Here is a 10,512-nt window from a genome sequence, read left to right on the forward strand (position 1 = left end):
CCCAGTGCACCGCGACCCGCTCCCCCGCCGCCACGTCCGGCACCGCCGCGTACCCGTCCACCCGGATCGGTACCGACCGCACCGTCTCCGGCGCCAGCGCGAGGCGCTCGCCGTCCCAGCCGAGCGCGCGGCAGCGCAGCACGACCTCGCCGCCGGTGCGGTCGAGCACCGTGCCCCAGGTGATCCGGCAGCTGTCGAGCACGTGCAAGGGATGCGCGTTGCCGTGCCGCAGCAGCCGCGACCACGGGTACACGCCGAAGACGTGGAAGCAGTGGTTGGCCGCGGCCTCCTGCGCCAGCTGCGGGGTCAGGTGCGTCCAGTAACCGCCCGCGACCGGGCCGAGCAGCCCGAGCAGTTCCGCGGTGAACGCACGGGGGTCCAAGTCCGCGCCGACCCCGCCGCCCAGCCAGTACGACTCCACGAGGCGGCGGTCCAGCGGGTCGGCGATGCCGGTCATCCTGGCCATCACACGCAAGTAGGGCCACGCGCCGGTGAACCGGCGCGCCACCGCCCGCACCTGCTCGTCCGAACCGTCTCGCAGGGCGGCCGCGTCGGGCGGTCCGCAGTAGCCGAGCCGGTTGGGGGCGTAGGCGTACCTGGCGAACATCTCCGCTCCGCTGCCCGCCATCAGCAGGGCCTTTCGCCGGCGCGCCGGGGCGTCCACCGCTGCTCCAGCCGGCCGAATCGCCACACCGCGACCGCCACCACCCAGGTGAGCACGAACAGCCCGACGATCAGGAAGCCCATCGCCCCGAGATCCAGTCCGCCGACCCAGGCCAGTGGACCCTCGGCGATGCCGAACTCGTCGGCCAGCAGCGAGATCATCTCCTGCGCGCCGATCAGCAGGGCTACCGCGACCGACAGCGCCGTGACGACGATGTTGTAGTAGACGGTGCGCAGCGGCCCGGCGAAGGCCCACCCGTAGGCGTAGTTCATGAACGCGCCGTCGAGTGCGTCGAACAGGGTCATCCCCGCCGAGAACAGCACCGGCAGCACCAGGATCGCGTACCACGGCAGATCGGTCGCCGCCGCGCCACCCGCGATCACCAGCAGGCTCACCTCGGTGACGGTGTCGAAACCCAGTCCGAACAGCAGCCCGACCGGGTACATCTGCCACGGTGCGCGCACCGCCCGGATCAGCGGGCCGATCACCCGTTGCAAGGCGCCGCGGTCGTTCAACTGCTGCCGCAGCGCGGCTTCGTCGCAGGTCCCGTGACGCATCCCGCGGAACACCCGCCAGATGCCGATCAGCGAGACCAGGTTCAACAGGCCGATGGCCAGCAGGAACGTCCCCGAGACGCCGGTGCCGAACAGGCCGGTCCACCGTTGCAGGCCGGAGTTCTCGTCGCGCAGGTCTCCCGCCAGCGCCTTGACGCCGAACGCCAGCAGCGCGACGAGGGCGAAGACGACGGTGGAGTGCCCGAGGGCGAACCAGAATCCGACCGACAGCGGCTTACGTCCGTCCGCGACCAGCTTGCGGGTGGTGTTGTCGATGGCGGCGATGTGGTCGGCGTCGAACGCGTGCCGCATCCCGAGCGTGTAGGCCGTGACGCCGAGACCGACGCCGAACACCGCGCCGTCCACCACGTACCCGCCGGGAACCACGAGCAGCAGCAGCGCCGACCAGCCGAGCACGTGCAGCGCGACGACGACCGACGCCATGCCCGCGACGCCGCGCCGCTGCCGCCCGTCCAGCCGGGCCAGCGGGCCGCGCGGCGCCTCGCGAGTATCGGCGATCCGACCGATGACGCACACCTCGCCTTCTCGCTCCGGACCGGTTCGGGTCCGCCGTCAGCAGATCCGCGGCAACTGCTCGCCCGCGGGCAGGTCCACCACGCGCGTTCCGCCGAGCCCGGTACGGGCCACCACCATCCCGGGATGCTCGGCGACGCACCGGCCGATCACCGCGGCCTGCGCGCCCAGCGGGTGTTCCCGCATCGCCGCGAGTACGCGGTCGGCGTCCTCGGGCGGGACGAACGCCAGCAGCTTGCCCTCGTTGGCCACGTACATCGGGTCCAGGCCGAGGAGTCCGCACGCGTCGCGCACGCCGTCGGGCACCGGGAGCTGCCGCTCGTCCAGCGCCACCCCGACGTTCGCGGTGCGGGCGATCTCGTTGAGCGAGGCCGCGACGCCACCGCGGGTGGGGTCGCGCAGCACGTGCACGTCGGCGCCGGTGACCAGCATCGCCGCGACCAAGCCGTGCAGCGGAGCGGTGTCGCTGAGCACGGTGGTTCCGAACTCCAGCCCTTCGCGGCAGCTGAGCACCGCGACACCGTGCACGCCGATGTCGCCGCTGACCAGCACGACATCACCCGGGGTCGCGCGCTGCGGCCGGATGTCCACGCCCGGTCCGACCACGCCGATCCCGGCGGTGTTGAGGTAGATCCCGTCACCGTGCCCGGCGTCGACGACCTTCGTGTCACCGGTGACCAGCCGGACCTCCGCCGCGAGCGCGGCGGTGCCGACCGCCTGCGCGATCCGCGCGATGTCGGCCAGCGCGGTGCCCTCTTCCAGGATGAACGCGGTGGACAGCACCATCGGCCGCGCCCCGGACATGGCCAGGTCGTTCACCGTGCCGTTGACCGCGAGCTCGCCGATCGTGCCTCCGGGGAAGACGATCGGCTTGACCACGAACGAGTCGGTGGAGAACGCCAAGCGCGCCCCGTCGAGCGTGACGACCGCGGAGTCGGTCAGGTCCGCGGTGGCGGCCGGGCCGAAGGCGGGCAGGAACAGATGCTCGATCAGCTCGCCGGACATCGCGCCGCCGCCACCGTGGCCCATCACGATGTTCGGCGCATCCCGCAGCGGCATCGGGCAGACCCAGCCCTCCATGTCGATCGTCGCCGGGGCCGCGCCATCCTCACGCATGAGCCACCTCCGCGGGCAGATCGAGGCGCCGGTACAGGTAGTAGGCGGCGCACGCGCCTTCCGAGGACACCATGGTGGCGCCCAACGGGTTACGCGGCGTGCACTGCTTGCCGAAGGCGGCGCACTCGTTCGGTTTGATCAACCCTTGCAGCACCTCGCCGGAGCGGCAGATCGTCGACTCGGCGGTGTGCATGTCGCCCACGGCGAAGCGCTGCTCGGCGTCGAATTCGCGATAGCGCTCCGACAACCGCCAGCCGCTGCGCGGAATCACGCCGATGCCGCGCCAGCCCCGGTCGGTGACCTCGAACACGTCCCGCAGCATGGCTTTGGCCGCGGGGTTTCCCGCCGCGGCCACCGCGCGCGGATACGCGTTCTCCAGTTCGTGCCTGCCCGACTCCAGTTGCAGCACCGTGCGCCGGATGCCCTCCAGGATGTCCAGCGGCTCGAAGCCGGTGACCACCATCGGGACCCGGTACCGCTGGGCCAGCGGCGGGTACTCGTCGGTGCCCATCACCGTGCAGACGTGCCCGGCCGCGAGGAACCCCTGCACCCGGCAGGTCGGCGACTCCATGATCGCGGCGATGGCGGGCGGGACCAGCACGTGCGACACCAGCAGCGAAAAGTTCTCGATGCCGAGCCGCTTCGCCTGGTACACCGTCATGGCGTTGGCCGGAGCGGTGGTCTCGAAACCGATGCCGAAGAACACGACTTGGCGGTCCGGGTTCTCTCTGGCCAGGTTCAGCGCGTCCAGCGGCGAGTACACCACCCGCACGTCCCCGCCTTCGCTCTTGACCCGGAACAGGTCCTTGGCGCTGCCCGGCACGCGCAGCATGTCGCCGAACGAGCAGAAGATCACGCCCGGCTGCGCGGCGATCTCCAGTGCCTTGTCGATCACCTCGAGCGGGGTGACGCAGACCGGGCAGCCGGGGCCGTGGATCATCTCGATCTGCTCGGGCAGCAGCTGGTCGATGCCGTGGCGGATGATCGAATGGGTTTGGCCGCCACAGACTTCCATGATCGCCCAGCGGCGGCTGGTCGTGGCGCGGATCCGATCGAGCAGGTGCTGGGCCAGCTCCGGGTTGCTGAATTCGTCCAGGTACTTCATGACGTCGCCTCCGGTTCCTCGCGGGGTGGCTGTGCGGCGGGATTGTCCAGACCCGCCTGTTTCGCGGCGATCTCGAAGCCGTCGCCGAATTCCTCCTTCAGTACGCCGAGGTGCTCGAATTCGGCCAGCGTCCGCAGCGCGGACTCCTCGTCCAGTCGCTGGATCGCGAAACCGACGTGGACCACGACGTAGTCGCCGATCGCCGCGTCCGGGATGTATTGCAGGCACACGTCCTTGTGCACGCCGCCGAAGTCGACGACCGACATCAGCGTGCCGTCCCGCTCGTGCAGGCTGAGCACTTTGCCTGGTACCGCAAGACACATCGTTGCTCTCCTTCGCTCATCCCTCGCTGCCCGCGAGGAGTTGCCCGAATGCGAGGCCGCCGTCGTTGGGTGGCAGTCGGTGGTGGGTGATCACGGTGAACCCGTTGTCGCGCAGCAGCGCGCACGATCGCGCGAGCAGCAGGGCGTTCTGGAAGACCCCGCCGGACAGCGCGACGACCGTCGCCGGGGTGGCGTAGCGAACCGCGAGGTCGAGCACCAACCGGGCGAGCGCCGCGTGGAACCGGGCGCCCACCACTGGTGCGGGCACGCCCGCGCGAACGTCGGCCACCACGGCCGCGAGCACCGGCGCGGGATCGATCGCGGCGGGATCTCCGTCCGCCGCCGGGAACCGGTACGCGGTGGCGCCTTCCGTGCCCGCCCGGGAAAGCCCTTCCAATTCGATCGCCGCCTGGGCTTCGTAATCGACCACGTGGCGGACGTCGCACAGCGACGACACCGCGTCGAACAACCGGCCCATGCTCGACGTGGGCGCGCAGCCCAGTCCGGTGCGGAACTGGTGGGCCAGCACCGATCGCTCGGCGGGCGGGCACGCGGCGACCGCCGGGATGTCCTCGTCCCAGCCGATCCCGGCCGCCCACAGATGCGCGAGCGCCATGCGATAGGGCCTGCGCACCGCGAGGTCGCCGCCCGCGAGCGGCACGTACTTCAGGTGCGCCAGCCGCCGGTAACCCTTGTAGCCCGCCAGCAGGACCTCGCCGCCCCACACCGCGCCGTCCGGACCGAATCCGGTGCCGTCGAAGGCGATGCCGACCACCTGATCGGTGGCGCCGAGTCCGTGCTCGCCCATCACGGCGGCGATGTGCGCGTGGTGGTGCTGGACGGTGTACACGGCTCGCTCGCCCGCGTGCCCGCGCGCCCACGCGGTGGAACGGTAACCGGGGTGGGCGTCGGCGACCAGTTGCGCCGGGCGTACGCCGGTGAGTTCCCCGAGGTGGCGCTGGGCGGCGTCGAAGGAACGCAGTGTCGCCAGATCGTCCATGTCGCCGATGTGCTGGCTCAGCCAGGCGTAGCGGCCCTCGGCCAGCGCGCAGGTGTTCTTGAGGTCGGCGCCGACCGCGAGGGTCGGCGGCACCGGCACCGGCAGCAGCAGCGGCAGCGGCGCGTAACCGCGCGAGCGCCGCACGGGCAGTTCGCGGCCGTCGAGCGAGCGAACCACCGAGTCGTCGCAGGGCACCAGGATGCGCCGGTTGTGCGACAGCCAGCCGTCGGCGAGCCCCGCGAGCCGGGTCCGGGCGTCGTCGTCCTGGTAGCAGATCGGTTCGCCACCGAGATTGCCCGAGGTCATCACGAGCACCTGCGGGCCGGGCGGGTCGCCGGGCAGGCCGAACAGCAGCAGGTGCAGCGGCGTGTAGGCGAGCATCACGCCCAGATCCGGGTTGCCGGGCGCCACCGAGGGAGCCGGGATCGGGTCGGGACGCGACTGCGCGGTGTCGCCGCTCACCGACGCCGCGACCTCGCCCGATCCGAGGGTCGCCCCGGCAGCGCCGAAGGGCGAACGGGATTCCTCCGGCACGGACCGGCGCGCGAGCAGCACTATCGGCCGGGCCGGGCCGGTCAGCAGCGTCGCGGCGGCGGTGTCGACGGCGACGATCGCCCGAGCCGTGGCGAGATCGGGCACCAGCACGGCGAAAGGCTTGTCTCCGCGTCGTTTGCGCCTGCGCAGCTCCGCGACGGCCGGCTCGTTCGTGGCGTCGCACGCGAGGTGGTATCCGCCGATGCCCTTGACCGCCAGGATGCCGCCCGCGCACAGCAGTGCCCGCGCGGCCGTCAGCGGGTCACCGGCTCCCGGCCCGGTGTAGGCCAGCACGGGACCGCAGTCCGGGCAGGCGATCGGCTGGGCGTGGAAGCGCCGGTCGGCGGGATCGGCGTACTCCCGTGCGCACCGGTCGCACATGGCGAAATCGGCCATGGACGTCCGCTCGCGGTCGTAGGGCAGGCTCTCGATGATGGTGAAACGCGGACCGCAATTGGTGCAGTTGACGAACGGATGCCGGTAGCGGCGATCGCCGGGATCACGCAGCTCGCGTTCGCAGTCCGCGCAGATCGCCACGTCGGGTGAGGCCAATGTGCGGCCGCCGCCGTCGCGCGTGGTGCCCGCGATGTGGAATCCGGTGCCGCCGCGCACCGGGATGTCGGCCTGCTCGACCGATTCGACCACCGCCAGCGGAGGCGGCCGCAGGCGAAGCCGCTCGGTGAACTCATCCAGCGCCGCATGCGCGCCTTCGACCTCGATGACGACGCCGCCGCTGTCGTTGCCCACGCTGCCGGACAGCGCCAGTTCGGCGGCGGTGGTGTAGACGAACGGGCGGAACCCGACGCCTTGGACCACGCCGCGCACCAGCAGCCGCCGCCGCATCCGCTCGGTGGTCATGGCAGGTCTCCGCGTTGCAGCAACCGCAGGCCGTCCAGCGCCGCCGCGGCGCCCGCCTCGTCGGTCTTCTCCACCGCGAAACCCATGTGGATGATCACCCAGTCACCCGGTCGCACCGGATCGTCGTCGAGCAGGCCGATGTTCACCCTTCGCGGCCGGCCGGACACCTCGACCAGCGCGATCTGCTCGTGGTAGCCGTCGGGGATCTCCATCACCCGTCCGGGAATGCCGAGACACATCGGTCAGTCCTCCTGTCGCGCTGTGGCCGGTGGAAGCGGGGCGGCGGGCAGCAAGTCGGCGAGCACACCGCCGACGGCGGCGACCGCCTCGTCCACCGCCGCGGCGACCGGCGCGGACAGGCCGATGCCCTCGTCCACGCAGGCGACCTGACAGCCGACCACCACGGTGGGCGGGAGCACGCCACCCAGGGCGCGCACCCCGGCGAAGACGGCGTCCGGGCTCATCGCGTGCGCGTCGAGCCGCGCGGCGCCGGTGTCCTCCGGCACGGCGCGGAACACCTCGACCCGGCCGGGCGCTCCGCGGCCGGGCACCGCGTCGACCAGCACCAACGCGGCCCAGGGGTCGAGCAGGTCGTAGGCGAGGTGCATCCCGCGGATGCCGTAGTCCACGACCCGCACGCCGGGGTCGGGGTGGCGCGGCAGCCGCCGCACCACCTCGGGTCCGAATCCGTCGTCGCCGAGGAAGATGTTGCCGATCCCGGCGATCAGCACCGCGGCCGTTGATTCACCCCTCGTCGTCGGTGGGCGTCGTCGCGCCGCCCACCCGCGCGTCGTCGACCTTTCCGGTCGCCGTCTCACCGGGGGCGTTGGCGGTCTGCTTGCGTTCGTCGTAGGGCGGCGCCGCCGACTCGGTGCCGGGCGGGGCCTGCGACGTGAACTCCGTCTCCTTCTTGACGTCTTCGGAGTGCGCCGAGGTCATCTCCTCGTGATCGATGTGCCCCGGCTCCCGGTCCGCCGGTCCTCCGGCCGCGACGCCGGCACCGGCGTCGCGCGAACCCGGCGCGCCCCGTGCCGATTGCGGCTCTTCGCGATGCTCACCCATGATGCTCCTTTCCGGTCGGCCCGCTACATCTGCCGGATCTTCAGGTATCGCCGCAGATCCGGTATCGACCGCACGCCGAGGTACAACGCCGCCGCCACCAGCGCGGCGACGACACTCTTCGAGACAACTCCCGCGGTTTCCATAGCGGACTTCCTTTCACTTCTCGGGGCCGTCGAGCGGCTCCAGTTCGTCGGGCGCGAAATACAGGTAGCGGCCGTACCATTCGTGCAGTTCGGCCGCGGGGTCGTCGTCGAGCACGACCCCGACGTGCGCGTGCCCGTCCACGTCGGCGTGCACCGAGACCACCCGGGCGGGTCTGCCGTCGAAGAACAGATCCTGGGCGTCGGCCCGCCGTGCCGGGTGCAGCCGGACGCGGCTGCCCTTGCGCACCAGCACGCCCGCGACCGGCACCGCGTCGGAGTCCGGGCGAACGGCGGCGTCGGCCAGCGGGTCCCACCAATCGACGCCCTCGGGGACCTCCGGTATCAGCCGGGGGCGATCGGCGTGCGGGTCGCGCAGGATCCCGTGCAACTGCCGCATCGCGTCGGGTGACATGGCCTCGCAGCGGTCGATGATCTCGGCCGCGCGCGGATCGGTGGCCCGCGCCCGCGCCTTCTCCGCGTCGGTCATCGTCAGCACCCGCAGCGTGAGGATCTCGTCGATCTCGGTGGAGTCGAACAGCGCGCCTCCGCTCTGCTCGGCGATCTCCGGGTGGTCGTAGAGGATGATCGGCGAGATCAGCAGCATGCTGTAGTCACCGGGCGGACCGGCCAGCACCGGGAAGCACCGGTAGCGGTCGCAGCGGGCGGCGGCGGCCGTCGCGTGGGGCGGCGGCTCCAGCAGCGAGACGAAATCGCCGCCGGTGACCTCGGCGATGACGTGCGCGCCGATCAGCGAGCGGGCGATGGCGTCGTGCGGATCGGCCGCAGGACTGCCCACGTTGCGCAGGACGACCGTCAGCCGTAGGAAGCCGTCGTCCCGGTCGGACGCGAGTTCGAATTCACCCGCCAGCGGGAGCCGGGTCCGCACGAACGTGCCACCGGCCGCGGCGAGTGCGGTAGGAATCTCTTCGGTGTCCACGCCGCCCGGGATGTCCAGCGGCCGGACCAGACGGCCGGGCGTGACCGGGCCGACGGTGACCTCCTGTTCCACCGCCTCGTCCCAGGTCAGCCAGGACTGCTCGCCGTCGGTCAATTCCGGGACGGGCGTGCCGTCGCCGCGCACCACTTGGCGGCGCTGGAGCTGGAGGAATCGAACGGACAGGGTGATCCGAGGACGCTCACCAGGATCGATCAGGAACTGCGCGGACAATGTCGATTCCTCGCCCAGTCCCGCCGCGGCGGCGCCTCGCGGTCCCAGCACGCCGAACTGCCAGCGCGACTGGTTCTTGCGCGCGTCGGCTCGGTAGGGGTAGAGCAGATAGCCCTCGTAGAGCACCGCGTCGGCCACGGCACGCGCGCGGGCGCGGGATTCGGCGGAGGTCACGACGCCTCCTCGGCGCTGGTCAGCAGCCGGGTCACCGCATCGTCGAAGCCGAGCAGGCCGTGGCCGGACTTGTAGGCGGCGAGCGACCGCAGGGTGTCGTCGTGCAATCGCACCCAGCCGGAATTGGGGAAGTGCGCGGCCATCAGGTCCTGCCAGACCGACACCGGCATGTCGAACTTGTCCTCGCGGTCCCACGGAATCTGCTGCACGGCGAATCCGGAACCGCCCCGGATGAAGACCGTCCCGCTGAACAGGAACAGCAGCGGAACCGTGCCGTCGCGCAACGCGTGCAGGTACTTCGACCCGGTTACCTCGAAGTCGTAGGTGCACGGCATCGGCAGATCCACTTCGGCGCCGCCGGTGAAACTCGGCACCATGGTGGCGCAATGCATCCAGAGGAACGAACGCTGCGTCTCGTGCCACCGCTCACGCGGGCCGAACAGATCGACCAGCCCCGCGCCCTCCTCGTCGGAGTAGGCGCGGCGGAACGGCTCGATGCGCACCTGCGCGCGCAGGGCGATGGCGTGCACGGGTTCCTCCGCGAGCGCCGCGATGCCGACGCGTGCGGACAGGATCGGCGCGACCGCGTACGGCTCGGGTTTCATCTCGAGCACCGCGAACGTCGTCGAATACACCGGGCTCATGGCGCACCACCGGATGACGCGCGCGCCGACGCCTCGACGAAGAACTGCTCCAGATACCGCCGCACGTCCTGACCGCCGTCGAACCCGCGCCACAGCAGCCGCATCCGTCCGACGAACTCGTAGCAGGCGTCGATCGGCAGCAGCAGACAGGCCGCCCGGTCGGTCCACCGGTCGGGCACCCGGATGAGCAGTGCCTCCACGTCGGGGGCGAGCACGTCCAGTTCGGGATGCCGCCGCAGGATCGCGTTCCATCGCTCCAGCGGCAGTTCCGATTCCGTAGCGCCCGCGGGCCCCGGATAGAACGCCACCGTCCGGCCCAGCGCGGAGTTGCGGAAGAAGAACGCCAGGCTCACCGGGATCTCCAGCGCGTCCCATTCCGGCTGGCTGATCGTGAAATCGGGGAACGCGAGATACCGGTCCGGCACCGCTCGATACCGCAGCGCCGCGTTCTGGTCGACGAACAGCAGATAGCAACCGCGGCACACGCACATCAGCTGCCTGCCTTCGACATTCACCACGTGCTGGTGCTCGTCGGCGATCGGCTCCGCGCACATCTCGCACCGTTCGCCGGGCCGGGGGCCGGGCCCGCGATCGGCGGCGCTCCGCTGTAGCGCGCGAAACGGCGTGCTCACC

13 protein-coding genes are annotated in these 10,512 nt (G+C 71.4%); all 13 read right to left on the minus strand.

What is annotated here, in order from left to right; translation table 11 throughout:
- Positions 1–628: DUF6390 family protein (locus HOV91_RS36895; protein ID WP_174189840.1), on the minus strand; the 628-nt coding region annotated here is incomplete at its 3' end.
- On the minus strand, positions 628–1,695 hold the full coding sequence (gene nicT / locus HOV91_RS36900; RefSeq protein ID WP_246351487.1) for a Nickel transporter NicT: 1,068 nt from the start codon (positions 1,693–1,695) through the stop codon (positions 628–630). The genes HOV91_RS36895 and nicT, both read right to left, overlap by 1 nt.
- A gap of 96 nt (positions 1,696–1,791) precedes the next feature.
- A complete protein-coding gene (gene hypE, locus HOV91_RS36905; RefSeq protein WP_174189841.1) occupies positions 1,792–2,868 on the minus strand; it encodes a hydrogenase expression/formation protein HypE in 1,077 nt (358 codons plus the stop codon).
- Complete coding sequence (gene hypD / locus HOV91_RS36910) at positions 2,861–3,973, minus strand: hydrogenase formation protein HypD (RefSeq protein ID WP_174189842.1); 1,113 nt, start codon at positions 3,971–3,973, stop codon at positions 2,861–2,863. Before hypD ends, hypE begins: the two co-directional genes overlap by 8 nt.
- Positions 3,970–4,296, minus strand: a complete 327-nt coding sequence (locus HOV91_RS36915; protein ID WP_174189843.1) for a HypC/HybG/HupF family hydrogenase formation chaperone — start codon at positions 4,294–4,296, stop codon at positions 3,970–3,972. Before HOV91_RS36915 ends, hypD begins: the two co-directional genes overlap by 4 nt.
- 16 nt (positions 4,297–4,312) lie before the next feature.
- A complete protein-coding gene (locus HOV91_RS36920) occupies positions 4,313–6,688 on the minus strand; it encodes a carbamoyltransferase HypF (RefSeq protein ID WP_174189844.1) in 2,376 nt (791 codons plus the stop codon).
- Positions 6,685–6,927, minus strand: coding sequence for a HypC/HybG/HupF family hydrogenase formation chaperone (locus tag HOV91_RS36925; protein WP_174189845.1), 243 nt, complete (start codon positions 6,925–6,927; stop codon positions 6,685–6,687). Before HOV91_RS36925 ends, HOV91_RS36920 begins: the two co-directional genes overlap by 4 nt.
- Before the next feature lie 3 nt (positions 6,928–6,930).
- Entirely contained in the window at positions 6,931–7,419 is a 489-nt protein-coding gene (locus HOV91_RS36930) for a hydrogenase maturation protease (protein ID WP_174189846.1), read from the minus strand.
- 13 nt (positions 7,420–7,432) lie between these two features.
- A complete protein-coding gene (locus HOV91_RS36935; protein ID WP_174189847.1) occupies positions 7,433–7,750 on the minus strand; it encodes a hypothetical protein in 318 nt (105 codons plus the stop codon).
- Between the two features lie 23 nt (positions 7,751–7,773).
- On the minus strand, positions 7,774–7,893 hold the full coding sequence (locus HOV91_RS41305; protein WP_438822723.1) for a DUF6893 family small protein: 120 nt from the start codon (positions 7,891–7,893) through the stop codon (positions 7,774–7,776).
- A gap of 13 nt (positions 7,894–7,906) precedes the next feature.
- On the minus strand, positions 7,907–9,235 hold the full coding sequence (locus HOV91_RS36940) for a hypothetical protein (protein WP_174189848.1): 1,329 nt from the start codon (positions 9,233–9,235) through the stop codon (positions 7,907–7,909).
- Complete coding sequence (locus HOV91_RS36945; RefSeq protein WP_174189849.1) at positions 9,232–9,879, minus strand: DUF6084 family protein; 648 nt, start codon at positions 9,877–9,879, stop codon at positions 9,232–9,234. The genes HOV91_RS36940 and HOV91_RS36945 overlap by 4 nt, the downstream gene beginning before the upstream one ends.
- Positions 9,876–10,511: a DUF5947 family protein gene (locus HOV91_RS36950; protein ID WP_174189850.1), complete on the minus strand. Its 636-nt coding sequence runs from the start codon at positions 10,509–10,511 to the stop codon at positions 9,876–9,878. The genes HOV91_RS36945 and HOV91_RS36950 overlap by 4 nt, the downstream gene beginning before the upstream one ends.
- Between the last annotated feature and the right edge of the window lies 1 nt (position 10,512).

It is taken from the genome of Nocardia barduliensis (genome assembly GCF_013315795.1).
Taxonomy (GTDB): Bacteria; Actinomycetota; Actinomycetes; order Mycobacteriales; family Mycobacteriaceae; genus Nocardia; species Nocardia barduliensis.

What these genes read in the sequence shown, in the direction of transcription:
- HOV91_RS36920 (WP_174189844.1), bottom strand. Translation starts at nt 6,688, where the DNA reads ATGACCACCGAGCGGATGCGGCGGCGGCTGCTGGTGCGCGGCGTGGTC.
- HOV91_RS36945 (WP_174189849.1), bottom strand. Translation starts at nt 9,879, where the DNA reads ATGAGCCCGGTGTATTCGACGACGTTCGCGGTGCTCGAGATGAAACCC.
- HOV91_RS36935 (WP_174189847.1), bottom strand. Translation starts at nt 7,750, where the DNA reads ATGGGTGAGCATCGCGAAGAGCCGCAATCGGCACGGGGCGCGCCGGGT.
- HOV91_RS36915 (WP_174189843.1), bottom strand. Translation starts at nt 4,296, where the DNA reads ATGTGTCTTGCGGTACCAGGCAAAGTGCTCAGCCTGCACGAGCGGGAC.
- hypE (WP_174189841.1), bottom strand. Translation starts at nt 2,868, where the DNA reads ATGCGTGAGGATGGCGCGGCCCCGGCGACGATCGACATGGAGGGCTGG.
- HOV91_RS36925 (WP_174189845.1), bottom strand. Translation starts at nt 6,927, where the DNA reads ATGTGTCTCGGCATTCCCGGACGGGTGATGGAGATCCCCGACGGCTAC.
- hypD (WP_174189842.1), bottom strand. Translation starts at nt 3,973, where the DNA reads ATGAAGTACCTGGACGAATTCAGCAACCCGGAGCTGGCCCAGCACCTG.
- HOV91_RS41305 (WP_438822723.1), bottom strand. Translation starts at nt 7,893, where the DNA reads ATGGAAACCGCGGGAGTTGTCTCGAAGAGTGTCGTCGCCGCGCTGGTG.